The sequence below is a fragment of the Corynebacterium glyciniphilum AJ 3170 genome, assembly GCF_007673095.1.
In the GTDB taxonomy this organism is placed as follows: domain Bacteria; phylum Actinomycetota; class Actinomycetes; order Mycobacteriales; family Mycobacteriaceae; genus Corynebacterium.
In genome coordinates this window covers 177517-203524 of sequence record NZ_VDYZ01000006.1, presented here as the reverse complement: position 1 = coordinate 203524, position 26008 = coordinate 177517, and the positions used below count along the sequence as shown (strand labels likewise).

Below are 26008 nucleotides of genomic sequence, written 5' to 3'. Positions count from 1 at the left end.
ACCCCGAATGCAGACGACTCTGGTGCTGCTCGCCAAGATCGCCCTGCTCGTCGTGCTGTGGCTGTTCGTCTGGGTGGCCGTCCGCGCCATGCGTAAGGACGTGAACGCCATGGCAGCCACAGCAGGTGCTGCGCCTGCCTCCGGCCCGTCCACCGGCGCCGCGTCCGGCCCGAAACCGTCGGGCGGCCGCGGATTCCGTCGTGCCACTCCCCCGGGCTCGTTGACGTTGACGTCCGGCCCACTGACCGGGACAACACTCAATCTGCAGGGCTACCAGGACGTGACCCTGGGCCGCTCCGGGTCCTGCACCATCGTCCTGGAGGACGACTTCGCCTCCGGAACGCACGCCCGGCTGTTCCAGCAGTCCGGCACCTGGCTGCTCGAGGACCTCGACTCCCGTAACGGTTCCTTCCTCAACGGCCAGCGTATCGACCAGCCCGAACAGCTCTCCGCAGGCCAGGAGATCCGCATCGGCCAGACCACGGTGAGGTTGGAAGCATGACAGAGACCACCGCCACGCCCCTCGCCCTGAACTACGCGGCCCTCTCCGACCGCGGCCTGGTGCGCTCCAACAACGAGGACTCCGCCGTCGCCTCACCCCACCTGCTGGCCCTCGCCGACGGCATGGGCGGCCACGCCGCGGGTGAAGTCGCCTCCGAGCTGATGATCACCTCGCTCTACGTCCTGGAGAACACCCTGTCCCAGGGCGTCGAACCGTCCGGCGAGCGCCTGCTCACGATGCTCGCCGAGGCCATGGACGACGGCAACCGTGCCATCGCCGCCCACGTCGACGACAACCCCACCCAGGAGGGCATGGGCTGCACGTTGACCACCATGCTCTTCGACGGGGCGTCGCTGGGCGTCTGCCATGTCGGCGACTCCCGCGGCTACCTGCTGCGCGACGGCGTCCTCACCCAGATCACCAAGGACGACACCTTCGTGCAGTCCCTGGTGGACGAGGGAAAGCTCGCCCCCGAGGACGTCAGCAGCCACCCGCAGCGCTCGCTGATCCTCAAGGCCCTCACCGGTCGCCCGGTCGAGCCCACGCTGTCGCTGCGTGAGGCGCAGCCCGGCGACCGCTACCTGCTGTGCTCGGACGGTCTGTCCGACCCGGTCAGCTTCGACACGATCCGCGACGTGCTGGCCACCGGCACCCCGGAGGAGGCCGGCTCGCAGTTGATCAACCTGGCCCTGCGCGGCGGCGGTCCCGACAACGTCACCGTGGTGGTGGCCGATGTCGTCGACCCGGCGACCCTGCCGGAGGGCGCCGTCCTGCCCACCGCCCCCGCCCTGGCCGGCGCGGTGAACACCAACGCCCCCGAACTGCCCCGTCCGAACACCTCGGCGGGGCGTGCCTCAGCGGTCAACATCGTGCAGCGCCCCCGTGCCGCGCAGCCGGAACCCGGTGCCGAATCCCCGTCGCCGGACCCGGACGCCGAGGAGCCCGAACCGAAGAAGCGTCGCCGCAAGGGACTGTTCATCACTCTCGCCGCCGCCCTCGTGCTCATCGTCGCCGCCGGTGCGACGGTCTGGTACGTGCGTGACTCCCTCAGCCAGTCCTATTTCATCGCGGTCGCCGACAGCGGCGCCGCAGCGACCACCACGGTCTCCACTCCCCCGGTGACCGGCGGTGCGGGCACCTCGACGGCCGCACCGGCCGACCCGTCGGCACCCGCGAACCCGTCCGACGCCCCGGCCTCCTCGGAGGCCCCGCCGGCACCGTCGACCACGGCGGCGGCTGCCGAGTCGGGCTCACCGATCCAGATCTACCAGGGTGCCCCGGGAAGCATCCTGGGCATCTCGACGCAGTCGATCTACCAGGAGGTCTGCCTCTCCGATGACGCGGACGTCCGGCTGCTTCCCGCCGGCAGCGACGAGGACTGCCACCGCTTCTCCACCTCCGACCTCACCCCGGCGGCCCGGGGCACACTCGACAACCTCCCGCGTGACTCCTACGACGAGATCCAGGGGCAGATCCGTCGCCTCGCCGAACAGACCCTGCCGGTCTGCGTCACCCGCGGCAACGGGGCAGACCCGCGTGACGGGGAGCCCTCCGACCTGACGACACCTGGGGTGTCGTGCCGGGAGGTGAACTGACATGTTCCGTGACGCCCACGCCCGCGGCACCGAACTGGCGTTGCTGGTCTTCTCCGCCGTCATTCTCGGCATCGCCCTGATCGCCCTGCAGTTCTCGCAGGGCAATGAACTCAACTCCGAGGTCGCCGTCCTGGTCGGCGGCTACATCGCCGTCTTCGGCGTGGCCCACGTGGTGATGTGCCTGAAGGCCCCCAACGCCGACCAGATCCTGCTGCCGGTCGCCGCGATGCTCAACGCCATCGGCCTGGTGATGATCTACCGGATCGACCTGGCCGCGGAGACCACCCGCTCCAACTCGCAGGTGATGTGGACGGTGATCGCGCTGGTGATCTTCGCCGCGGTCATCTGGTTCCTGAAGTCCCACAACAGCCTGCAGAACTACGCCTTCCTGCTCGGCCTCGGCGGCCTGATCCTGTCCGCCCTGCCGATCGTGTGGCCGACCTCGATCAACGCCGACGCCAGGGTCTGGATCTCCCTCGGCCCGGTCTCCATCCAGCCCGGCGAGTTCGCCAAGATCATGCTGCTGATCTTCTTCGCCGCCCTGCTGGTCAACAAGCGCGCCCTGTTCTCCGTGGCCGGCTACCGCGTCCTGGGGCTGCAGTTCCCCCGCCTGCGCGACCTCGGCCCGATCCTGCTCGTCTGGGGCCTGGCGATCCTCATCTCGATCTTCCAGAACGACTTCGGCCCTGCCCTGCTGCTCTTCGGCACGGTGTTGGGCATGCTCTACATGGCGACCGGACGATCGTCCTGGCTGGTCGTCGGACTCGGGCTGGCCGTCGTCGGCGCCTGGGGTGTCTTCCAGATCTCCGACAAGATCCAGGACCGGTTCACCAACTTCATCGACCCGCTGGCCACCTACGAGGAAGGGACCGGCTACCAGCTGTCCCAGGCCCTGTTCGGCATGTCCTTCGGTGGGCTGACCGGGACGGGACTCGGCGAGGGCTACCCGCAGAACGTGCCCGTCGCCTACGCCGACTTCATCATGTCCTCCATCGGTGAGGAACTCGGGTTCGTGGGCCTGGCAGCCGTTCTCATGCTGTTCGCTGTGTTCGTGACCCGCGGCTTCATCATCGCGTTGAAGACCCCGGACTCCTTCGGCAAGCTCGTCGCCGCCGGCCTGTCACTGACCCTGGCGATCCAGGTGTTCGTGGTCACCGGCGGCATCTCCAAGCTGCTGCCCATGACCGGTCTGACCACCCCCTTCATGTCCCACGGCGGGTCCAGTCTGCTGGCGAACTACATCCTGCTGGCGATCCTGCTGAAGATCTCCCATGACGTGAACACCCGCAAGACCGCGCAGCAGCAGACCACAGACGCCGATGCCCGGTACGCCGACCCGCAGACGTCTCTCAGCCCGGTCGTCAACGACCGGAACGCCAGCCAGAACGCCAGGGAGGCCCGCTCATGAACAGGTCCATCCGCAACGTCTCGGTCTTCACGTTCGTGCTGGTCGTGATCCTCCTGGTCAACCTCACGTGGATCCAGGGGTTCCAGACCTCCCGCTACGCGGAGAATTCACTGAACTCGCGTCAGTACTACGAGATGAAGTCGATCCCGCGCGGGCAGATCTCCGCCGGTGGCCAGGTGCTCGCCGAGTCCGAGGCGGACGAGGACGGCTTCTACACCCGCGACTACCCGACCACGCCCGCGTCCTACGGTGCGGTGCTGGGCTACCTCTCCGACCGCTACGGTGCCTCCGGCATCGAGGCGTCGCAGAACTCCATCCTCGACGGGACGGACGACTCACTCTTCGCCACCCGCGCCTGGGACACCCTCACCGGTAAGGAGCGCCGTGGGGCCAACGTGGAGCTCACCCTGCAGCCCAATGTGCAGCAGGTCGCGTACGACGAGCTGTCGTCGCGTGGGTACTCGGGCTCCGTCGTGGCCCTCCGCCCGTCCACCGGCGAGGTGCTGGCGATGGCCTCGACCCCCAGTTTCGACCCGTCCGTCGTCAGCAGCACCGACGCCGCCACCGCGGACGCCGCCTTCGAGGAACTCCAGGCGAGCCCGGACGCCCCGCTGCTGAACCGCTCGACCCAGCAGACCCAGCCCCCCGGCTCCACGTTCAAGCTGATCACCACGGCGGCCGCCCTGGCCGCCGGCGACAACGCCGACACCATGGTCAACGGCGAGTCGCAGATCACACTGCCGGACACCACGACCACCCTGGAGAACTACGACGGGACGTCCTGCGGTGCCCCCGAGGTGCCGCTGCGCACCGCGTTCTCGAGGTCCTGCAACACCTCCTTCGTCGACCTGGTGAACCGCCACGGCGAGGAGTCCTTCCGTGCCACGGCCGAAGGCTTCGGCATCGGTGCGGAGGACGACGAGGACTTCGGCCTGCCGATCCAGAACTCCACCATCGGTGACATCCCGGACTCCGCGGCGCTGAGCCAGTCCGCGATCGGCCAGCGCGACGTGGCCCTGACCCCGCTGCAGAACGCGGTCATCGCCGCGACGATCGCGAATGACGGCGTGCGCATGAAGCCACACATCATCAAGCAGGTCACCGGCTCCGACCTCAACGTGATCCAGGAGACCCGGGCCGAGGAAGCCGGACGCGCCATCGACTCCGAGGTCGCCTCGCAGCTCACCGAGCTGATGCAGGGGGCCGAGGAGTACGCCGGGGGGTCGTCGGACATCGCCTCGAAGACCGGTACCGCCGAGCACGGCGAGGACTCCCGCAACTCCAACCCGCACGCCTGGTACGTGGCCTTCGGCCCCGCCGAGGACGCCGACGTGGCCGTCGCCGTGCTGGTGGAGAACGGTGGCGACGCCGGGCAGGCCGCCACCGGTGGTTCCGTCGCAGCACCTATCGGACGGGCAGTGATCAATGCAGCACTCCAAGAAGCCCAGTAAGTCCAGGAAGCGAGGTAAGCGAGGTGACAGACGTGACCGGTCCCGACGATCCCGACAACCCCAGTGACCCCGACGGCACCCGTGTCTTCAGCACCCCCGAAGAGCACTCCGGCCCCGTGGACCCCGAACACATGACCCCGCGCGACCGGGCGGCCGCCGACCGCCTCCAACGCGTCCTCGACACCCACTACGACTCCGCCGCCGGGCGACGGTTCGAGGTGTCCCGCATCATCGGCCGCGGCGGCATGTCCACCGTCTGGCTGGCGTACGACACCATCGGCGAGCGGGACGTGGCCGTCAAGGTACTCAAACCCGAACTCACCGACGACGCGGAGTTCCGCGACCGCTTCCGCCAGGAGGCCGAGGCCGCGGAGACCATCCAGTCCGAGAACGTGGTGCGCACCTTCGACTACGGCGAGCAGGCCGACGTCGACGGCAGTGGCATCTCCTACTGCTTCATCGTCATGGAATACGTCCAGGGCGAGTCGCTGGCCGACATCCTCGGCCGCCAACGCACCCTGCCGGAGGTGATGGTCCTCGACCTCATCGCCCAGGCCGCCGTCGGTCTGCAGGCGATCCACGAACGTCAGCTGATCCACCGCGACATCAAACCCGGCAACCTCATGGTCACCGCGGACGGCGTCGTGAAGATCACGGACTTCGGTATCGCCAAGGCCGCCTCCGCGGTGCCGCTGACCCGCACGGGCATGGTCGTCGGCACCGCGCAGTACGTGTCCCCGGAACAGGCCCAGGGGCTGTCCATCCGCCCGTCCAGCGACGTCTACTCGCTCGGCGTGGTCGGCTACGAGGTCCTCGTCGGTGAACGTCCGTTCTCCGGGGACTCCACGGTGTCGGTGGCGCTGAAGCACATCAACGAACCCGCGCCCGAGCTCCCCGACACCATCAGCGCGCCGATGCGCCAGCTGATCGCGGTCTGCCTGCGCAAGGACCCCGTACGGCGCTACCAGGACGGTGCCGAACTCGCCGCAGCCACCGTCCCGGTACGTGACGGGCAGATGCCCCCGGATCCGGCGAACGGGGTGCAGCCGGCCGCCGGTGCCGCAGCTGCCGCGGTGGCCGCTCAGCCACCGACGGGCCAGAGTCGGCTCGGTGAGGTCACCGACGAGGCGAACATGGGGCCGGCGCCCCGGACCCGTGGTGGCCGCGGCTGGATCTGGGCGCTGGGCATCGGCCTCGTCGCGCTCCTCGGCGTCCTGGTGTGGTTCCTCACCCAGGGAGACGACGACCCGGCGGTGGCACCGACGGAGACGACCACGGTCACCAGTGAGGTCACCGAGGAGCAGACCGTCGTCCCCGAGCCGATCGAGACCGAGGACCCCGTGGAGACACCGACGGACGACACCACCCCCACCGACACGACGCCCACCGAGGGGCCGACGGACGGTCCGACCGACACCACGAACCCGTCTCAGCCGACCCAGCCCACGATCCCGGAGCCCGAGGTACCGACGGAGGAGCCCACGAATCCCGGTAACCCCGACACCTCTGACCAGGCATCCCAGGAACAACCGGACCCCAGTGGTAACGCCGGGACCACCGGCGACGGTGACTCCGGGGACGAGGAGTCCGACTGGAGCGTCATGGGACCTCTGTGACGGGTGTTATTCGCACCAGGAGCCGAGACATCGGTAGTCTCCTGAAGAAGGAGTGTTCGCGGCGTCACCTGCGCCAGAACGTGAGGAAGGGAGCAGCATGGACCTGAGCAATACCCGGCTCGGCGGTCGGTACCTCCTGGGGCCCATCATCGGGACCGGAGGTATGTCCGACGTCTATGCGGCGACCGATGAACTACTCGGACGCGACATCGCGGTGAAGATGATGCGGGCGGATCTCGCCCGCGACGACACCTTCCTGGAACGCTTCCGCCGTGAGGCGAAGAACGCCGCGAAACTGAACCACCACGCGATCGTCGCCGTCTACGACACCGGCCAGACCGACGAGGCGCACGGCTCCGTGCCGTACATCGTGATGGAGCGGGTCCACGGGCAGACGTTGCGCGACATCGTGCGCGACTCCGGTGCGTTCCCCCTCGACGAGGCGTCCCGGGTGATGGCGGAGGTGTGCCGGGCGCTGGGCTTCTCCCACGAGGCCGGCATCATCCACCGCGACATCAAACCCGCGAACATCATGATCACCAACACCGGTGCGGTGAAGGTGATGGACTTCGGCATCGCCCGTGCACTGTCGGACACCAGCTCAGCGATGACGCAGACCGCTGCGGTCATCGGCACCGCCCAGTACCTCTCCCCGGAGCAGGCCCGCGGCAAGTCCGCCGAAGCCCGCTCCGACATCTACGCCGCCGGATGTGTCTTCTACGAGATCACCACCGGCCAGCCCCCGTTCTCGGGTGAGTCCCCCTTCTCCGTGGCGTTCCAGCACGTGCAGGAGACCCCGCTGCCGCCGTCACAGGTCCAGGGCATGGACCTCGACCCGGATCCGGCGCTCGCCCTGGACGCGGTCACGCTGACCGCCATGGCGAAGGACCCGTCCGACCGCTACGACTCCAGCGCGGACATGGCGGCGGACCTGCAACGCATGGCCGAGGGACGGATGCCTCTCGCAGCGCAGGCCTACACGGACGAACCTGTGCACGAAGCCACGACAACGCACATGCCCGCCGCTGCAGCGGTGCCGGCCGCGACGCCCGCCCCGGAGGCTGAACCCGAGGCACCGCGCAAGGAGAAGAAACCGCGCCGCGGCTGGGTCGTGGCACTGTGGATCATCGCCATCCTGGCTCTTGTCGGTGGCGGCACCGCCGTCGCATGGAACTGGTTCAGCGGCGACGACGATACGGGGCAGACCAGCGAACAGGTGCAGATACCGGACGTCTCCGGGCAGCCCCGGGACGAGGCGATGAGCGCCCTCGAAGACGCCGGTTTCGACGTCACCGTCGAGGACCGTGCAGATGCGGAGATTCCCCGTGACGAGACAATCGGGACTGAACCCGGGGCCGACTCCTTCGTTCCCTCCGGCTCCCAGGTGACACTGCTGGTGTCATCCGGGCAGGAGGTCACGGACGTCCCCGACCTGACCGGCATGACGACCCAACAGGCACAGCAGGCCCTCGAGGACGCCGGCCTGCGCCTGCGGTCGAATGTCTCCGAGCAGGCGAGCGAGAGCGTCGACGAGGGCCAGGTCATCGAGCAGACCCACCCCTCCGGTTCCCAGGTCTCCCGGGGCACTGAGGTCGGTATCACCGTCTCCACCGGGCCGGAGGACGTCCGCGTCCCCCGAGTCACCGGCCAGTCACGGGACGACGCCGTGCAGAACCTCGAGGACGCCGGGTTCGAGGTCGACGTCTCCATGGTCGACTCCTCCGAGGACGAGAACCGGGTGCTGTCCGCCTCCAACGAGGGCACCACGCAGCCACGGGGCACGACCATCACCATCGAGGTCTCCCGCGGCAACCAGTTCACGATGCCGCAGCTCGTCGGCAAGGACTACGACGAGGTCTACAGCACCCTGCAACAGGCCGGCTGGCGCGGTGGCCCCGACAGGGTGTCCCGTACGAACGTGAACCAGCTCGATCCGCTGGCTGTGGACAGGGTCGTCGGCCAGTCTGCCCGGGAGGGCGAGACGATCGACCGGAACGCCCCGATCACCGTGCGGGTCAACGTTCTGGGGATTCCGTGACCGGGTAGTCCCCACCAGAATTGAGTAACGCGGTCACAGCCTCCACAGTCCCGCCGATATGACGCCGGAGCAGGTCTGTCGCGGCCTGGACGTCACGGTCGACGCAGTACGTCACCAGGTCATCGTGCTCCTTCATCCACACGCCACTGTCACGACGCCCGGCGCCCCACCGGCGGTAGAGTTCCCCCGCGTCCCACAGTGATCGACACGTATCCAACAGCATCGGGTTCGGACAGGCGCTGAGCAGCGCCATATGGAACCGGCGGTGCGCCATCATGTGGACATCTGCGCCGTGCTCATCGACTTCTGTGCCCTGTCCGGGCGACTTCAACAGCAGATGGTGGGCCGCGATGACCTCAGACTCCCAGTTCACGTCTCCCGCCTCAATGGACTGCTCGAGCGCCGCGCCTTCCACCAACTGACGGAGTTCAGCCAGATGCTTCAAACCGTCAAGTGAAATCTCGTAGACCCGGAAGCCCTTGTTGCGTTCAGCGCTCACCAGCCTCTCTGACGCAAGTCTGGTCAGAGCTTCCCGCACGACCCCTGCACTCACACCCAGCTCTTTACCGAGGGCCGACGGGCTGAGCCGTTCCCCCGGCTTCATGCCACCACGGAGAATCGCTGTGCGCACCGCACGGTAGGCGTCCTTTGTCGGAGCGAGAACTTCAGTACCCTCTGTCATCTTCATCCTCAAGAATCGATTATTTTTAGTTGATCCGATTATCTCTTGACAGTAGTGTGTTGCCGTGCAAAAGTGATTCTATCGGCGATGTACGTCACTCTCCTGATCATATGTGCTCGACGCCACGACCGATGCCCACACCACCAGCCACCTCGTGGAAGGATCCACATGTACAAATGGATCATCCTCGTCGGCTCGTTCATCATCTACATGTTCGACGCCCTCGAGATCCTCCTGCTTTCCATGGCGTTACCTGCCATCTCATCAGACCTTGACATTACGGCCACCCAGGCGGGCCTGCTTGCGACCGCAACGCTGCTTGGTATGGGAGTCGGCGGCCCCGTCATGGGCTCGCTCGCTGACTCCCGGGGTCGCAGATTCGCTCTGCTAGTCTGTGTCTCGATCTTCATCATCTTCACCTCGATCATCTTCGTTGTCCCGAACCTCACGGTGTTCATCATCGTCCGGTTCATCTCAGGCCTCGGTCTTGGTGGCGTGTGGAGCGTGATTTCCGCTTTCGTCACGGAGAACTGGCCGAAGGAGCGACGTTCCGTCGCGCTGACGTTCGTCCTCTCGTCCTACCCCATCGGCGGCCTGGTCGCCGCACAGCTCTCGAGCTTCATGCTTCCCAACTGGCGGGAAATGTTTCTGGTCGCCGGTCTCGGCGCTATCCTCCCCCTTCTCATCGTGATCTTCTCCTTCCGTGAATCACAGATGTGGCTCGAGGAACGCAATCTCCCCCTTCCCGGCGAGGCCGGTCGGCCGGAGAAGTCAGAATCGGCTCTCCGCGAGATCATGGCCCAGCCGTACCTTCGCACCACAGTGCTGGCCAGCGTGGTCGCATCCCTGGCATTCATCGCCTTCTACGGGTCGAGCACATGGCTACCGAGTTACCTGGAGACGGAACGTGGTCTCGATGCACAGACGGTGGGCACATTCATGACATGGCTCAACCTCGGAATGTTCATCGGTTACAACGTATTCGGATACATCGCTGACAAGTTCGGGAAGCGGTTCGCACTGATATGCGCCATGGTCGGGGCCGGGGTGCTCATGCCGCTATACGGAGTGGTCACCAACGAGACAGGGCTCCTGCTACTCGGACCCGCGTATGCCTTCTTCATGACCTTCGCCGGTCTCTTCGGCCCCTACCTCGCCGGAATCTACCCGACCAGGGTCCGAGCCACCGGTTCCGGATTCTGCTTCAACGTGGGGCGCGGAGTCTCCGCTTTCGCTCCCCTATTGTTCGGCGCACTAGCCGGTGTCGCCTCGCTCGCTGCCGGACTGGTTGTCGCCGGCGTCTTGTTCCTCGCTGGCGCGGCAGTCACTCTCTTCCTGCCCAAGGACACTAGGGCACTGCCGGACCCGGCAGTTCCGGTGACCTCCGACCGCACTTCACCAACGACGGCCTGATCCCCCTACCCTCGACTATCCCCGACAAGGAGAACCATCATGCAGAAGTTCATCGACATCTCTGTCGACATTCGCGCAGGCATCGCATCCGACCCACCCGGGCACCGTCCGGAAATCCAGTACATCGACCATCAACAGTCCGCTGAAGATGTGGTCGCTTTCTTCCCGGGGGCTCAGACCAGTGACCTCCCCGCAGGCGAAGGCTGGGCGATCGAGAGAATCAACATGACCACCCACGGGGGGACACACCTGGATGCTCCCTACCACTACGCGTCCACGATGAATAACGGCGAACGGGCCATCACCATCGACGAAGTCCCGCTCGACTGGTGCCTGCGCCCCGGGGTGAAGCTCGACTTCCGGCATTTCGAGGACGGCTACGTCGTCCAGCCTGCGGATATCGACGAAGAGCTGAACCGCATCGGACACACCCTTCAACCCTTCGACATCGTCCTGGTTAATACCGCCGCGGGAGTCCGGTACGGCGAAGCCGACTTTGTCGACACCGGATGCGGAATGGGGCGGGACGCGACCCTGCACCTCCTCAACCAAGGCGTCCGGATCACCGGTACTGATGCCTGGAGCTGGGACGCGCCGTTCTCCTACACCGCTGAACGGTACAAGAAGACCCACGACCCCAGCATCATCTGGGAAGGCCACAAGGCAGGGCGTGACATGGAGTACTGCCACATCGAGAAGCTGCACAACCTCGAGACCCTCCCCTCCACGGGATTCACTGTCTCGTGCTTCCCGGTCAAGATCCACGCAGCATCAGCCGGATGGACCCGCGCGGTAGCCATCATCGACGACGAGAACGGAGAATAAGGAATGCGTATCGTATCTGCGACAGTCGACGGAGTCCGTCGTTTCGGACGGGTTGAAGAAACAGGTGAGGTCCATCTTTTCAGTGAAGACCGTGACCCGCTCGATGCCCTCGATCCCAGCGCTCCGGAGATCCCGACCACAGGAACGGTCGACTGGGACGCTCTCGGACCGTTAGAGCCCCCGTTGCCAGTGACGTCCCTGAGGGACTTCATCACCTTCGAACAACACACCGCGGGCTCAATGCGCACCGTCACCAATAGAGACGGTGCACCAGACGCCTGGTACGACGCTCCGGCGTTCTACTTCACCAACCCCCACGCAGCTGTAGGGTCCGGACACGACGTCCGGATCCCGCCCGGGTCCGAGCGGTTCGATGTCGAACTCGAGGTCGCGGCGGTGATCTCGAAAGATGGTTTCAACCTCAGTGTGGAAGATGCATGGGACCACATCGGCGGTTTCACGATTCTCAACGACTGGTCAGCCCGAGACCTTCAGACCGCCGAGATGAAGGTCGGCCTCGGTCCCGCCAAGGGTAAGGATTCCGCATCGACCTTAGGGCCCGTGGTCGTCACCCTGGACGAACTCGAGCGGTACCGGGAGGGAGACCATTTCAACCTGCGGATGGAACTGCGGATCAACGACCGCCAGATCACCGAGGACGTGCTGTCCCACATGGCCTGGTCCTTCGCCGAACTGGTCTCCTACGCCAGCCGTGGCACCTGGGTCCGGCGCGGCGACGTGATCGGTAGCGGCACCTGCGGTGGCGGATGCCTGGCGGAGTTCTGGGGCTGGAAGGGGGAGATCGATCCCGCGCCCATCACTGTCGGAGACACCGTCACCATGACCGTCCAGGGCATCGGGACCATCACCAACACTGTCGTGGAGGGCGTCGAGGTGCACCCGGTTCCTCGCGCCCGTTCAGTGGAGTGGACGCGACCGGTGTAGTTCTTTTCGCCTGCACGCCTCCCGAAGTCACTTCGATCCCCGGTCGCCCCTCACGCGACTGGGGCTCTACTTTGTCCCTACTCGACCATGCCAGCGCGTGCCAGCATCTGCCTGCGATAGATCCATTGTTCCGGGTAGCCGCCATCGTCGTCTTTCGCCACCTCCCCGAGACACGTAGTATCCGTACACCGAAAAGCACCGACTGTCCGGACAGCTCGTCCGGATTAATGGCCGGAGAATGTATAAAACGGGGGCGAGATCTTCCAGAAGGTATGACCCGGCATAATCGTCAGTAGCCCGAGGCAGGGATAGCGGGAAGGTGATGCTCAGTAGGAGCTTCCGGCGTCTCGCGCTATGGCGACTACTGCGATACCCCTGAAGGATTTTTGGAGCAGTTCACGATGCTGCCTGTCCGCGGCAGTCACCCGATTCGCCCCGGAGGCGAAGCGGTTTCCGTCGACGAAATCGGTCCGGCCCCGATACTCCGATAAGAGGTAGGTCCCTGGTTTCCTCAGGTCCCCACCTCTTCTCATAGCGTAACCGCCTGCCGGCTAGTCGTCTACACGCCCTCGCCAGGCCAGCCCACAGGAATACTGATGTCCGGCAGCTCCACTCCTAGAGCATCGTAAAGGAACTTCGAGTTCACGAACTCATAGTAGTGAAGGATGCGCCCGTCCTGCATTGTGAACACATGGAAGTACACGTTGTCGTAGGTCCGCTGTTCACCGTAGGCCGGATAGTACAGGCCACCTGTACCATTCGACACCACCATAAAAAGGTTCGGGTCCTGAGTCTGAAGTACGACATTGTCGTTGAAGATGTAGCCAGGGAAATAATCAAGGTTCCATTCGGTGGCCTGGCGAGCCTTCGCCTTACCGAAGGAGACCGGGAGGCCGGCTGCGCCACTGGTGACTTCGTCACTGTCAACGTAAAGATCCCACCGCGAACTCCTCTCTTCCAGAGTCCGAGCGTCCACGTACTTGCGGAGACCCTGGATGTTCTTTTCCCGGAGTTCGCGGTCACTGTCGTCGATGATGTCCGGGTCCTCCGGATCGCTGTATTCGATCTTCGGGAAGGGGTCGTAGGCGATTTCCTCGGCGGTGTGGTCCGGCCAACCACCGGGGCTCTGGAGTTCCGGAACGTCGAGACCGAGCGCCTCGTAGAGTCCGAGAGCGTTGGAGTACTCGAAGTAGTCCTTGATCTTACCGTCCTGCATCCGGAAGACATGGAAGAAGTCGTTCTCATACGGGTGCGGACCACCGTGCTCAGGGAAGTTCACCTCTCCCCTCCCCTTCGATGCCACCACGTAGTAGTCCGGGTCGACCGACTGGAAGATGATGTTGTCGTCGAAGACGAAACCAGGAAAATACTTCAGGTTCCATTCGGTGGACGTGCGTGCCAGTTCTTTTCCTTTCACGGGTTCTCCGGCGACGGCTCCGCTCGTGCAGTCCTCGGCGTAGAGGTCCCAACGGCGGCCTCGCTCCGCTTCCGTGCGCGCGTCGACATATTCCCGAATGGTGGCGATATTCTTCTTCCTGATATCGGTGTCATTGACGGGAATAATGTCCGTCTTTTCAAGATCCATGATGTTTACCTTTCAGGGAGTGGGGTTGGTGGATTTTCCGGTCACTTGTACCCGAACGGGTTGTCCCGGCGGACGAAGCGGTCTGGTCGGTCAGCTGTATAGCGCTCGTCAATGACCATCCCGCCACGGGCGTAGTCCACGGTCTCTCGGAAAAGGGTGATCTTCCCGTCTTCCAGCTCGAAGCAGAGGATGTACCAGATCGCCACGTCGTAGCCGGGACCTTTGCCACCGGGGGCGAACACTTTTCCCCGTCCAACGGCTGGCACGAGAAAGGAGTTGGGATCAACGCTCTCGTAGACAGTCGTCTCGTAGAAACCCCAGATCGGGAAGGTGTCAGGCGTATCGAGGCACCATTCCTTGCCGTCGAGATCGAGTTGACCTCCCTCACCCATGCGAATGAACATCTCGACCTTCGAGTTGTCGGCGAACATTTCCGCACGCTTGGGCCCACGGTCCGGCCCGCTCAGCTCGAGAAACGCGTCGACAACCTTACGGTTCTTCTCTTTCAAAGCTGCATTATTCATGACGGTTCTTCCCTTTCTCATTTGGTGGCGAGATCATCCGCGGATGCGGACGTCTCTGCGGGATCTTGGGTTGTCACAGTTTCCACTGCCCTCAGGCGGGGCTCCCCGTACCTCGGCAAAGTGACGAACAGAATGCTGCCGAGCAGTAAGAGAACTGCCGAGTACGATACCGTCGGGACGAAACCGTCCGTATTGTCGACGAGAAGTCCGATGACGTACGGGCTCCCTGCCAAGCCGAGGGTAAATGCGGCGTAGAGCAGTCCATAGAGTTGCCCGAATACGTCCATCGCAAAGAAGCGTGATGTCAGGAGCGCGACAACGTCCACCTCTGCTCCGACACAGAATCCGACAGCGAAAGCAGCGGCGAGTGCCAGATGCGGTCCGCCGAAGACAAGCAGGGTCAGGCCGACGGCAGCAAGTGCCAGAATGCTCGCCACAACGTGAGGGGCATGGAACTTGTCGAAGAGGTAACCGGACAGAAGTCGACCGATGACGACGGTGAATCCCATTGCGCTCTGGACCCACAGTGCAGCTCCTTCAGAAACCCCGGCTTCCAGCATCATGGGATAGAGATGGATGACCATGCCACCCACTGCCAGTGCCATGCAGAGGAATGCCAGCGCGAGGCGCCGGAAGACGGGTTCGGCGATGATTCGCTTGAAAGGAACCTTGCGAACGTCTTCCGCTGTATTCTTTCTTTCAGCCTTCCCCTCATCGCGGTTAACACCCGACGGCATGAGAAGGAACACGACCACGGCGAGCACGATGACTGCCAGGGCCAAGGACCGGAAGCCGACCCTCCAGCCGGAATTCTCGATAATCGGTCCGAGGACCTGCGGGGCAATGACGGCTGTTACTCCGCTGCCTGCGAGAATGATGCCGAGTGCGAGACCACGCATGCGGTCGAACGTCACGCCGATTGCGCGGGCGAAACCAATTGCCCCCGTACAGATCGACAGGCCCATGGTGATGACAAAGACCACGAAATACAGGGCGAAGTTGTTGCCGACGGTCGACAGCAGGAGATAGCCCACGGCCAGGAAGAATCCGGACACCAGTGCAGGCACCCTCACGCCGAAGCGATCGGTGAGGCGCCCGACGAACGGCATCAGTAACGCCCATGTCAGGTTGTACACCAGCACGACGAGCGACAGGTTCGCTGATGACCAGCCGAACTCTGCACTCAACTCCGGAAAGAACAGTGCGTTAGTGTAGTACGGGATCGCGATAATACCGCCCGCGATACCCAGGGTCGAGGCGAGGAGAACCCGCCAACCGTGACGAAGCTCGGTGAGTTTCGACGGTGAAGTCTCTGATTGTGCAGCCATGCTGCCTCCGTAGGGGGAGTGATCTACTATGACGACGCTCACAGTGTCTGTGGCGTGGAACCAAAACTATGCCGTTACTTGCAGCAAAGAAATGTATGGAGTAACACTGTTGTGAAGTCTTCTATGTGCTTCCATACATGAACGGTGGATTCCGTGAACCTTTCGCCTCCGACCCCCGACCACGTTAGTTATCCAAGAACGAAGCAGGTCAGCGAACTCGACCGTCTCCTTCTGCTGACCGAGGTCGCGGACAGTGTCGACGGCTTCACCTCGCTGGAGGAAACGATCGCCGGTCTCTGTCAGACAGTCCTCTCCGTCATGGATTGCAACTACGCCTGTGTCCGCCTTCCCGACGAGCGACGAGATACGTTGCGCATCGTCAGTAGTAGTGATGACGGTGCATTCCTCGGCGATGAGGTCCTCGACCTCACCTCCATGTCGATCGCGGGCCCGGTCCCGGGCCACCGCCCTCCCAGTGTGGATGCGTTTCTCATGGGTCGGCTCCAGGTAGTCTGCCGTGCAGATGCCACCGGCGACGCCCCCTGGCAACAGCATTTCCGACGGCAGGGCATCGTATCGATGCTCAGTCTTCCGCTCGTCAGAAGATCGACGGTCCTCGGCGTGCTCAACTGTTACTGGATCGACGAGTTCGCACCGCAGGAGGCCCAACTGCTCACTCTTGAGGTCGTCGGTCGACTCAGTGCTCTGGCCATCGAATCGGCACGCCGTGCGGAGGTGATGCGGGCACGAAATGCTGACGCTGCTGCGGCCCGCTCTCATTCCGATCACCAGCGTGCCATCGCCACGTCTTTCTCGGCCTTTCAGGCCGAAGTGGCAGAATGCTGCGCGCAACCACCCGCCGCAGCGCTCAGCGGCATCACCCGCGTCCTGGCCGATCATCTCCTCTGTGCGGTAGCCATCCTCGATGAGCAGGGGGTCGTCCTCGCCTCGGACGGTCCGGTGGACTCGATGAAGAGACTCCTCGCTGAGCCGCACGGAAACGACAACGGTACCGTCGCCATCGATGATGCCCATGGTCCACTGGGCACCCTGGTCCTCGGGCTGGAAGACTCGTCGTCTCATGACGCCGCACCGTTCCTCGATTTCGTGAGTCGTATTCTTGTCCCGGTACTCGCGCGTCGTGTCGAGGACCGTACCTCTTCGCGGGTCGCCCGTCCTTACGCTCTGGTGGCATTGTGCTCCGGCATGCTCAGCGATGCCCAGCGCACCGTCGCAGCGGACGTCCTGGGGATCGGTACCTATCCGCAGTTGGGGCTGGCAGTAGTGTCCTTCGCCTCCGCGGCAGAGGCACTGGCGTTCTCATCGCGGACCAGACATCACGTACATCAGTGGAACGACGTGATCGCCAGCGTCGCCGTAGGCGCTGAAGCGATACTCCTGCTGGATCATCCGGCAGCGAGACACCGTCCGTCACTAGATGTCGAGCGGCACCCCGGTCTCCTCGGCGTCGGGCTCAGCCGACAGTTCACCGGTATCTCTGACATGCAGACACACCTCACACAGGCCCGCTATGCTGCGGCTACGTCACGACAAGGAGATGTCGTGTCCTTCGCCGACCTCGGCACCGCTGCACATCTCTGCGTTCACGTGCCGAGGAAAGAACTCGAGACCACCCTCATTAACCGACTTGGGGCGCTCACGACCTATGACGGTGATCACCGAACCGATCTTGTACAAACTCTGGAGACCTACGTCTCGGCAGGGGGATCAGTCGATGAAACAGCATCCCGACTGGTCATTCACCGGAACACCGTTCATCAACGGCTTCGGCGCGTCACCGAACTCACCGACCTCGATCTCCGGTCCTACAACGACATCTCTGAAACCGTGATGCTCCTACAGTGGAAGCGCTATCTCGACGCTACAGCTCACCAGTAGTCCGTCACGTCCGTGTGAGCGGCGGCCCCAACCCGGCTACGTCCCGGAAAGCTCGACCTCAAGGTCCACCGCCGTTGCTGCGACGACGTCTTCCACCGTGACATCAGGAGCTGTCTCCCGCAGGATCAGCCGTCCGCCGACACTGTCATCACGCGCAACATCAATCACCGCGAGATCCGTGATGACCCTGTCGACCACACCCTGGCCAGTCAACGGCAGGTCGCATTCGGACAGGATCTTCGGCGAGCCGTCCCGGGCCGTATGATTCATCACCACGATGACACGGTCAGCACCGTGCACCAGATCCATGGCACCACCCATACCCTTGACCATCTTCCCCGGGACCATCCAGTTGGCCAGGTCACCACGCCGCGACACCTGCATCCCGCCCAGGACCGCCACATCGAGGTGCCCGCCTCGAATCATGCCGAAAGACTGCGCAGAGTCGAAGAAGGATGCCCCAGGGTTGACCGTCACGGTCTCCTTTCCTGCATTGATGAGGTCCGGATCTACCTTGTCTTCCGCCGGATAGGGACCAGTGCCGAGAATCCCGTTCTCACTGTGCAGGGTCACTTCCACGCCCTCCGGAAGATACCCTGGGATGAGTGTCGGCAAACCGATGCCGAGATTCACGTACTGACCTGAACTCATCTCCAGGGCCGCCCGTGCAGCCATCTGTTCCCGCGTCCAACTCATGACGCCACCGTCCTCTTCTCGATCTTCTTCTCCTGCGGGCCTGTCTCGACAATTCTCTGGACGAAGATCCCGGGGAGGTGGACCTCTGCCGGATCGATCTCACCGGGTGCCACGAGTTCCTCAACCTCGGCGACAGTGACGGTCCCCGCCATCGCGCACAGCGGATTGAAGTTCATCGCGGTCTTGGCGAACACGAGATTGCCTTCGGTGTCACCGCGGACAGCGTGGACCAACGCCACATCTGCCTGGAGGGCTTCTTCGAGGACGTAATGACGGCCACCGAATTCGCGGATCTCTTTCGGGGGTGAGGCAACGGCGACAGCGCCGTCGCTGGTGTATCGCCACGGCAATCCTCCGTCGGCGATGGGGGTGCCTACACCTGCCGGGGTGTAGAACGCCGGTATCCCGGTTCCGGCGGCGCGAAGCCTTTCGGCGAGTGTGCCCTGCGGCGTCAGTTCAACCTCCAGCTCTCCCGCAAGATACTGCCGGGCAAACTCCTTGTTCTCCCCCACGTAGGACGCCACGACCCGTCGGATTCTGTGCTGCGCAAGAAGCAGGCCCAGTCCCCAATCGTCGACGCCACAGTTATTGGAGAAGACTTCAAGCTCGTCGACCCCCGTATCGACGAGAGCTGCAATCAGCTGGTCGGGGACACCGACCAACCCGAATCCGCCGACAGCAAGGCGGGAGCCCTGCGGAATGTCAGCCACCGCCTCACCAGTCGTGCCGACCACTTTTCGCCCGCGGTCACCAGCCGTACGTACGTCCATCGATAGATCCTCCTGTTCGTGTCTAACCACGTTAGAACAGGGTCCATCATACTATTTTGACCGTAAAATCACACTAGACCAGAATAATCGATTATTTATCCCGCCACGGCGGTCGCACCTGCCAGGGTCGCGGCGTGACGCTCCGCCAGGCGGGTCAGTTCCGCCTCGTCGACGGGCCGTCCTGCGTCGGCGAGCCAGTTCGCCAGTATGCGGTGGCCGTTGCCCGTCATCACAGACTCGGGGTGGAACTGGACCGAGTGCAACGGGAGGGACTCATGACGCATCGCCATGATCATGCCGGAGGCGACCCGACCGATGACGACGAGCTCCGCCGGGACAGTCGCCGGATCAACCGTCAGGGAGTGGTAACGGGCGACAGTGAACGGACTGGAGATTCCGGCGAGAACACCCGTGCCGTCGTGCGTGACGGGGCTGGTCTTGCCGTGGAAGATTTCGTCGGCACGGACCACCTCGGCACCGAAATGCTGTGCGAGGGCCTGGTGCCCGAGGCAGACGCCCAGCAGCGGGACACGGTGACCAGCGCAGTGCGCGATGACGTCGAGGGTGCGTCCCGCGGATGAGGGGTCGCCCGGACCCGGGGAGACGAGCACCGCGTCGAAGGGTTCCAGTGCGCTGACGAGGTCCTCAGCGGTGGAGCCGAGCTCGACGGCATCATTACGCCACACCGTGCAGTCCTCGCCGAGTTCCCCGAGGTACTGCACGAGGTTGTAGACGAAACTGTCGTAGTTGTCGATGACGAGGATGCGCATAACGCACATCCTATCCCGTAGAGGAAACAGCAGTTCGTGCTGGTAGGGTTGGTTCAGTTCGAACACGTCACCATGTCAGTGAGGGATATACATGCCGAAGTCTCGGATCTCCGATTCACCGGAGGACAACTCCGCCACCTCCGTCGGCGCATCCGCCGCCGACCGCCGCACACCGGTCAAGCTCAACGCGACCGGCACGCCGCGCTGGTACATCGTGCTCATGCTCGGCCTCATGGTGCTGGGCCTGGCCTGGCTGGTCGTGAACTACATCGCCGGGCCGAACATCCCGTTCATGGCGGACCTGAACGCCTGGAACTACCTGATCGGCTTCGGCCTGTTCATCGTGGGTCTGTTGATGACCATGGGGTGGAAGTAGCACGTCCCCGGCGGGTCGCGGTCAGTACCACGGCGACCACCGCACCGGCGGCGAGTCCGCCGAGATGGCCGGGCAGGGACACGCCACCGGCCGTCACGGAATACAACAGGTTGACGACGATGAGCACCAGCGGTGCCCGGACGTCCGTCCTCCGTTGAAGGGAGAGACCGACGAGCATGGCGAACATGCCGTAACCGATCGTCGATGCTCCACCGACGACGCTATCAGGCTGGAGCCACATCACCGCGAGCCCGCCGCCGACGGCGCAGAGGACCATGGACACGACCATGGTGAGCGTCCCGTAGGCGCGTTCCAACTCCCGTCCGATCAGCCCGATGAGCAGCATGTTCATCAGCAGGTGGCCAGGATCGAGATGGACGAACGCCCCGGTGACCAGACGCCACCACTGGCCCTCGCCGGTGATGGCGGCCGGGTCGACCATCAGGTCCCAGGCCACGATCAGACTCGCCGTGGCCGGGGCCCCGGCGAAGAAACGCCTGATGATCAGGCCACGTCCACGGACTCGATGACGACGTCCTCGTCGGGACGGTCCATCCTGTCGGTGGAGACGCGGGAGATCTTGGCGACGACCTTCTGGGACTCCTTGTCGGTGACCTCACCGAAGATGGTGTAGCCGCCGTTGAGGTGCGGGTGCGCACCGACGGTGATGAAGAACTGGGAGCCGTTGGTGTCGCGGCCGGCGTTCGCCATGGCGACGAGGAAGGGACGGTCGAACTGCAGTTCCGGGTGGTTCTCGTTGGCGAACTCGTAGCCCGGGCCGCCACGGCCGGTGCCGGTCGGGTCGCCGCCCTGGACCATGAAGCCGTCGATGATGCGGTGGAAGATCGCGCCGTCGAAGAACGGGCCTTCGGCACTGCCCGAGGCGTTCTCAGTGGTGTAAGGGGCCTTCTCCTTGTCGCCGGTGGCCAGACCCACGAAGTTGTTCACGGTGGCCGGCGAGTGGTCACCGAAGAGGTCGATGGCGATGTCGCCGTAGTTGGTGTGCAGTGTCGCTGTCGCGGTTTTCTGAACAGTCATGGGGGCAAGGCTACCGGACAGCGGTCCGACACCCCTGATCGTCCGATTCCGACTACCCTCGGACGCAGATTTGGTTATCGTTGGATGACGACCCATTTTGTGTCGACAGAAGAACCGTTAGTGAAGTGACAGACAACCGACCGACCCGCCGACTGTGCGGGTCCCAGCGGCTCCCCGCAGGTCGGCCGCCGAGAATGAGTTAGGAGACGCACGGTCCATGGACCCGAACACCGCATTCACCGCGTTACGTGCCGCACGGCAGGTCTCGTCGGCCCTCGGCGGCGGCAGCAAGCGCAGGAAGGGGGACGTCCGTGACGTCTCCGGTCTCTACGCCCTCCGGCCCACGGCCGCCAGCAAAGGAGCTTCACGGGACCTGTCCTCGGCGCCGGGCCACCACCGGCTGATCGTGGAACAGCTCCTCGCCGAGGACCGGGCAGCCCGACCGCGGCCTTCCACGGCCCCCACGATGTCTGACAAAAGTACCGCCTCGAAAGGAAATACGGTGAGCAACGCCATCAAGAATGACACCACGCAGGGTCTCGACCAGGCCGTACAGGAGGCCGAGAATACTCTGGAGACCCTGAAGGACAGCAAGGCCGAGAAGCTCAGCAAGAAGGCGTCGAAGGCCACCAAGAAGGCCGACAAGATCTCTTCGAAGGCTGAAAAGCGTCGGGCCAAGGCCGACAAGACCCAGGCGAAGGCACTGAAGCGCCAGCACAAGGTCGCCAAGAAAGCCGCCGGTAGGAACGAGAGCCCCCGCGACGTCGTGGAGAAGCGACTCTCCGCTGTCACGTCTGCCGCCGGCGACCGCGCGTCCGCTCTGGCCGACCAGGTCCGCCACGCTCCGGACGCTGACCTCACCGACACTGTCACCCGGTGGGGCCGTACCGCTGCCGAGCGCGGTGGCGAGCTGTTCTCCCAGGCCCAGGAGCGCGGTACCGCTTTCCTGGAGTCCGACACTGTCAGCGACGCCCTCGACGACGCCCGTGACCGTGCTTCGCAGGTCGGCAAGGCCGGCGCCGCCCTCGCCGCGACCGGTGTCGAGGCAGGTCGTAAGGCCGGCAAGGATGCCGGGAAGTCCGCCAAGAAGACGAAGAAGAACCTCAAGAAGAAGCACGGCAAGGACATCAAGGCCGCGAAGAAGAAGGCCGACAAGGCCAGCAGCTCCGCACGCAAGTCTCTCGAGAGCGCCTGGTCCCAGGCGTCCGAGGTCGCTTCCGAGGTCGGCGACACTGCCAAGAAGGAAGGTGCCAAGGGCAAGAGGAAGGCCGCCAAGCAGGCGAAGAAGGCCCGGAAGTTCGCCCAGAAGAACGCGAAGACCGCCAACAAGCAGCTGTCCCGCTCCCAGCGCAAGATCAAGAAGACCGCGACCAAGAAGGCCGAGAAGGTCCGCGCCAAGGAGCTGAAGAAGGCGGCGAAGGCGAACAAGAAGAAGCACACGGGACGCAACGTCCTGCTGCTCGCCATCATCGCCGCGGCGGTGGCTTTCGTCGCCCAGAAGGCCAAGGGCAGCGGTTCCGCCTCCGCTCCGGCGAAGTCCCCGCGCACCAACGGTTCCCCTGCGACCGGTGCCGCCGCGAAGCCGAAGGCAGCGGCAGCCAAGGCCGAGGAAAAGGCCGAAGAGGTCGCCGACAAGGCCGGAGACAAGGCTGAGGCCGCCAAGGAGAAGGCTGCCGAGGTGAAGGACAAGGCCGCCGACAAGGCCGGAGACAAGGCCGCTGAGGCCAAGGAGAAGTCCGCCGAGGCTCAGCAGGACGCCAAGAAGAACGCCCCTGCCGCACCCGGTGCCCCGGGCGCTCCGAAGGCTGGCGGCAACGCCGGTCAGGGCGACAAGAAGGACGGCGGCAACGTTGACGACCCCGAGGATGACGGCGGAAAGCACCGTCTCTAAGCTCCGCTGACTGACCCCCGGGCCCTGGCCCGGGGGTTCTTCTGTGCGCGCTGTTGCCGGACGACCACGCCTGGTTGGTTTTCCGGACCACGACCACCCCCACGTGTCCGTCCGACGCCGCGGAGGCCGACAGGACGACGGGAAACCCGGGACAGTTTGCACGTTTTGTTCCGGAGCCAATACCTACTCAGTACTGTGGCGTCCATGAGCACCCCGAACGACACCACCACCGACCGCGTCCTCGACCTGTTGATCGTCGGCGCGGGGATCGCCGGCATCGACCTCGCCCACCACATCGTCTCGGAGTTCCCGGGCTGGAGCTGGGAGATCGTCGACTCGAACGACGATCTCGGCGGCACCTGGAACACCTTCACCTATCCCGGGATCCGCTCCGACTCGGACATGGCCAGCTTCGCGCTGCCCTACAAACCCTGGCCGCACAAGGGCACACTCGGCGACGGCGCACATATCAAGGAGTACCTGCGCGAGGCGGCTCAGGACGACGGATTCCTGCAGCGTATCCGGTTGAACACCTGGGTCAAGCGGATCAACTTCGTCACCACCGGCGCCGAGGCCGAGGCACACGGACCCCACTGGGAGGTCACGACCGTCCGCGCATGGCGCCACGGGCCCGACGACCGTCCGGACGCTGCCGAGGATGCGACGGTCGAAACCGTCATCCGGACGCAGCGGCTCCACATGGGGTGCGGTTACTACGACCACCGGGCAGGGTTCCAGCCCACCTTCGACGGCCAGGAGGATTACGAGGGGCAGCTGATCCATGCGCAGCAGTGGCGTCCCGACGAGCAGGGGGACGTCGCGGGGCGGAAGATCGTGATCATCGGATCCGGCGCCACCGCAGTCACCCTGCTCCCGGCGTTGGCGGAGGACGGTGCGGACATCACGATGCTGCAGCGCACCCCGACCTGGGTTGCCGCCCTGCCCCGGTTCGACACGATCTCCACGATCTGGACGACACTGATCCCGAACAAACGGGTCGCCCACAAGGTCGCCCGCGTCAACCACATCACCCGTGACATGGTCCAGTGGTACCTCGCCAAAGGCGCACCGTTCCTGTTCAGTGGCTTCCTGCATGCCTTGCAGTTGAGGTGGCTGACACCCGCACAGATCAGGCGGGACTTCACGCCGCCCTACAAGCCCTGGGACCAGCGCGTGTGCAAGGCGCCTGGCGGGGACATCTTCGCTGCGATCCGGGACAAGGGGGCGAAGGTCGTCACCGCGACGATCGACCGTCTCGTCCCGGAAGGTGTGCGGCTGTCGGACGGGACGGTGCTGGAGGCGGACACGGTGATCTCGGCGACGGGGCTGCAGTTGCAGCTGTTCGGCGGTGCAGAGGTCGCGGTAGACGGGCACAGTGTCGACCCGTCGCAGACAGTGGCCTACCGCGGTGTGCTGGTCTCCGCTCTACCCAACCTGAGTTTCACCGTCGGGTACCTGAACCAGTCGTGGACGACCCGGGCGGACCTCACGGCCCGGTACCTGGTCCGGTTGTGGCACCACATGGTCAACCGTGGCGAGACGGTCGCCGCCCCGGTGTTCCCCGGTGATGACGTCGAACGGCGTCCGCTGCTGGAGTTCGAGGCGGGCTACATCAAACGCTCGGAGCACGTCACACCCCGGCAGGGCGACCGGTCGCCGTGGTTGTACCGCCAGGACTACCTGCGCGAATGGCCGGAGCTCGCCCGCGGCGACGTCACTGATGAGATGGTGTTCGACGACGCAGCAGTGGACGTCGCACGCGCTCTTCCCGCGGTGGCCGGACAGTCCGTTGGTGCGCCGACCATGTGATGCCGACGGATGCCGCGATGACCAGCACGACGGTGACGCCGCGCATCGCCGTCATCTCCTGGTCGAGCAGGACGAACCCGGCGAGTGCGGCGAAAGCTGGTTCCAGGCTGATCAGGACGCTGAAGACGGCGGCCGGCAGGCGGCGCAGCGCCGCGAGCTCCAGTGAGTACGGGATCACGGAGGCCATCAGCGCGGTGACCACCGCAGGAATCAACAGCCACGGGTCGGCGGTGATGCCCTCGACGGCGGCACCTCCGACCGGGGCGAGCATCAGACCGCCGAGCAGCATGGCCACGGCCAGGCCACCGGTGCCCGCGATGCGGCGTCCCACCGCGGCGGAGCCGACGATGTAGCCGACCCAGAACACCCCGGCGATCAGCGCCAGCAGCATGCCGACCGGGTCGAGGGCGGCGTCGGACAGAGCCTCGAGGCCGAGGACGGCCATGCCGGCGGCGGCGAGGCCGACCCAGACCAGGTCACCGCGACGCCTGGACGTCAGCCCGGCGTAGACCAGCGGACCGATGAACTCGATGGCCACCGCGGCGCTCATCGGGATGCGGTCCAGGGAGGCGTAGAAGAACCCGTTCATCGCGGCCATCATCACGGCGAAGAAGACGACGGCGCGCCAGTCCCCCCGGGACCAGGAGCGCAGTGCCGGGCGTGCGATCAGCAGGAGCAGGGCGCCGGCGATGGTCAGACGGAGGAAGGTGACGCCCCAGGTCCCGAGGGAGTCGAAGAGGCCGACGGCGGTCGCCGCGCCGAACTGCAGGGATGCGCAGGACGCCAGGACGAGGGAGGAGGAACGGGTGATGCTCATGGCTCTCATTGTGGGGCCCGGGGTATTGGT

The 26008-nt window shown here is 64.7% G+C and carries 23 protein-coding genes; 13 read left to right on the top strand and 10 right to left on the bottom strand.

Annotated features, from left to right (window positions below; translation table 11 throughout):
• Window positions 1-7: 7 nt before the first annotated feature.
• From FS507_RS07830 to pknB, 6 genes are all read left to right on the top strand, one after another.
• On the top strand, window positions 8-502 hold the full coding sequence (locus FS507_RS07830) for an FHA domain-containing protein FhaB/FipA (protein WP_075816173.1): 495 nt from the start codon (window positions 8-10) through the stop codon (window positions 500-502).
• Entirely contained in the window at window positions 499-2097 is a 1599-nt protein-coding gene (locus tag FS507_RS07825) for a PP2C family protein-serine/threonine phosphatase (RefSeq protein WP_145942222.1), read from the top strand. The genes FS507_RS07830 and FS507_RS07825 overlap by 4 nt, the downstream gene beginning before the upstream one ends.
• 1 nt (window position 2098) lies before the next feature.
• Window positions 2099-3505, top strand: coding sequence for an FtsW/RodA/SpoVE family cell cycle protein (locus FS507_RS07820; protein WP_145942221.1), 1407 nt, complete (start codon window positions 2099-2101; stop codon window positions 3503-3505).
• Window positions 3502-4956 carry a penicillin-binding transpeptidase domain-containing protein gene (locus FS507_RS07815; RefSeq protein ID WP_145942220.1) on the top strand — a complete coding sequence of 485 codons (1455 nt, stop codon included), beginning with the start codon at window positions 3502-3504 and terminating at the stop codon, window positions 4954-4956. The genes FS507_RS07820 and FS507_RS07815 overlap by 4 nt, the downstream gene beginning before the upstream one ends.
• 32 nt (window positions 4957-4988) lie before the next feature.
• Complete coding sequence (locus FS507_RS07810) at window positions 4989-6572, top strand: serine/threonine-protein kinase (RefSeq protein WP_260853217.1); 1584 nt, start codon at window positions 4989-4991, stop codon at window positions 6570-6572.
• A gap of 97 nt (window positions 6573-6669) precedes the next feature.
• Entirely contained in the window at window positions 6670-8610 is a 1941-nt protein-coding gene (gene pknB, locus FS507_RS07805; protein ID WP_145942219.1) for a Stk1 family PASTA domain-containing Ser/Thr kinase, read from the top strand.
• Here the strand turns inward: pknB and FS507_RS07800 are convergent.
• Window positions 8588-9292, bottom strand: coding sequence for a GntR family transcriptional regulator (locus tag FS507_RS07800; RefSeq protein WP_186314605.1), 705 nt, complete (start codon window positions 9290-9292; stop codon window positions 8588-8590). The genes pknB and FS507_RS07800 overlap by 23 nt on opposite strands.
• A gap of 168 nt (window positions 9293-9460) precedes the next feature.
• On the opposite strand from FS507_RS07800, the gene FS507_RS07795 reads away from it, so the two are divergent.
• Genes FS507_RS07795 through FS507_RS07785 form a run of 3 tightly spaced genes read left to right on the top strand, consistent with a single transcriptional unit; the run spans window position 9461 to window position 12475 of the window.
• Window positions 9461-10705, top strand: a complete 1245-nt coding sequence (locus FS507_RS07795) for an MFS transporter (RefSeq protein ID WP_186314604.1) — start codon at window positions 9461-9463, stop codon at window positions 10703-10705.
• 39 nt (window positions 10706-10744) lie between these two features.
• Entirely contained in the window at window positions 10745-11530 is a 786-nt protein-coding gene (locus tag FS507_RS07790) for a cyclase family protein (RefSeq protein WP_145942216.1), read from the top strand.
• A 3-nt stretch (window positions 11531-11533) separates the two neighbouring features.
• On the top strand, window positions 11534-12475 hold the full coding sequence (locus tag FS507_RS07785; RefSeq protein WP_145942215.1) for a fumarylacetoacetate hydrolase family protein: 942 nt from the start codon (window positions 11534-11536) through the stop codon (window positions 12473-12475).
• Window positions 12476-13034: 559 nt separating this feature from the next.
• On the opposite strand, the gene FS507_RS07780 is transcribed toward FS507_RS07785, so the two are convergent.
• Genes FS507_RS07780 through FS507_RS07770 form a run of 3 tightly spaced genes read right to left on the bottom strand, consistent with a single transcriptional unit; the run spans window position 13035 to window position 15912 of the window.
• The gene (locus FS507_RS07780; protein WP_145942214.1) at window positions 13035-14060 is read right to left on the bottom strand and encodes a PhzA/PhzB family protein; all 1026 of its coding nucleotides are present in this window, start codon (window positions 14058-14060) and stop codon (window positions 13035-13037) included.
• A 41-nt stretch (window positions 14061-14101) separates the two neighbouring features.
• Window positions 14102-14584 (bottom strand): PhzA/PhzB family protein, encoded by a 483-nt coding sequence (locus FS507_RS07775; protein ID WP_186314603.1) that lies wholly within the window; start codon window positions 14582-14584, stop codon window positions 14102-14104.
• 17 nt (window positions 14585-14601) lie between these two features.
• On the bottom strand, window positions 14602-15912 hold the full coding sequence (locus FS507_RS07770; protein WP_145942212.1) for an MFS transporter: 1311 nt from the start codon (window positions 15910-15912) through the stop codon (window positions 14602-14604).
• A 153-nt stretch (window positions 15913-16065) separates the two neighbouring features.
• Here FS507_RS07770 and FS507_RS07765 point away from each other — a divergent pair, with 153 nt between their 5' ends.
• Complete coding sequence (locus FS507_RS07765; protein ID WP_186314602.1) at window positions 16066-17811, top strand: GAF domain-containing protein; 1746 nt, start codon at window positions 16066-16068, stop codon at window positions 17809-17811.
• Window positions 17812-17847: 36 nt separating this feature from the next.
• On the opposite strand, the gene FS507_RS07760 is transcribed toward FS507_RS07765, so the two are convergent.
• From FS507_RS07760 to FS507_RS07750, 3 genes are all read right to left on the bottom strand, one after another.
• Window positions 17848-18507, bottom strand: a complete 660-nt coding sequence (locus FS507_RS07760) for a CoA transferase subunit B (protein WP_145942210.1) — start codon at window positions 18505-18507, stop codon at window positions 17848-17850.
• Window positions 18504-19277, bottom strand: coding sequence for a CoA transferase subunit A (locus FS507_RS07755; protein WP_145942209.1), 774 nt, complete (start codon window positions 19275-19277; stop codon window positions 18504-18506). The genes FS507_RS07760 and FS507_RS07755 overlap by 4 nt, the downstream gene beginning before the upstream one ends.
• 95 nt (window positions 19278-19372) lie before the next feature.
• Window positions 19373-20047, bottom strand: a complete 675-nt coding sequence (locus tag FS507_RS07750) for an anthranilate synthase component II (protein WP_145942208.1) — start codon at window positions 20045-20047, stop codon at window positions 19373-19375.
• Window positions 20048-20138: 91 nt separating this feature from the next.
• Here FS507_RS07750 and crgA point away from each other — a divergent pair, with 91 nt between their 5' ends.
• Entirely contained in the window at window positions 20139-20423 is a 285-nt protein-coding gene (gene crgA / locus FS507_RS07745; RefSeq protein ID WP_075816169.1) for a cell division protein CrgA, read from the top strand.
• Here crgA and FS507_RS07740 read toward each other — a convergent pair.
• Both FS507_RS07740 and FS507_RS07735 read right to left on the bottom strand, forming a co-directional pair.
• Window positions 20386-20880: a rhomboid family intramembrane serine protease gene (locus tag FS507_RS07740; protein WP_260853216.1), complete on the bottom strand. Its 495-nt coding sequence runs from the start codon at window positions 20878-20880 to the stop codon at window positions 20386-20388. The two genes, crgA and FS507_RS07740, sit on opposite strands and share 38 nt — an antisense overlap.
• Window positions 20881-20927: 47 nt before the next feature.
• Window positions 20928-21461, bottom strand: coding sequence for a peptidylprolyl isomerase (locus tag FS507_RS07735; protein ID WP_145942207.1), 534 nt, complete (start codon window positions 21459-21461; stop codon window positions 20928-20930).
• A 217-nt stretch (window positions 21462-21678) separates the two neighbouring features.
• Between FS507_RS07735 and FS507_RS07730 the strand changes: the two genes are divergently transcribed.
• Both FS507_RS07730 and FS507_RS07725 read left to right on the top strand, forming a co-directional pair.
• Window positions 21679-23352, top strand: a complete 1674-nt coding sequence (locus FS507_RS07730) for a hypothetical protein (protein ID WP_145942206.1) — start codon at window positions 21679-21681, stop codon at window positions 23350-23352.
• A 204-nt stretch (window positions 23353-23556) separates the two neighbouring features.
• Window positions 23557-25161: a flavin-containing monooxygenase gene (locus tag FS507_RS07725; protein ID WP_145942205.1), complete on the top strand. Its 1605-nt coding sequence runs from the start codon at window positions 23557-23559 to the stop codon at window positions 25159-25161.
• Here the strand turns inward: FS507_RS07725 and FS507_RS07720 are convergent.
• Window positions 25067-25978, bottom strand: coding sequence for an EamA family transporter (locus FS507_RS07720; protein WP_260853215.1), 912 nt, complete (start codon window positions 25976-25978; stop codon window positions 25067-25069). The genes FS507_RS07725 and FS507_RS07720 overlap by 95 nt on opposite strands.
• Window positions 25979-26008: the final 30 nt, after the last annotated feature.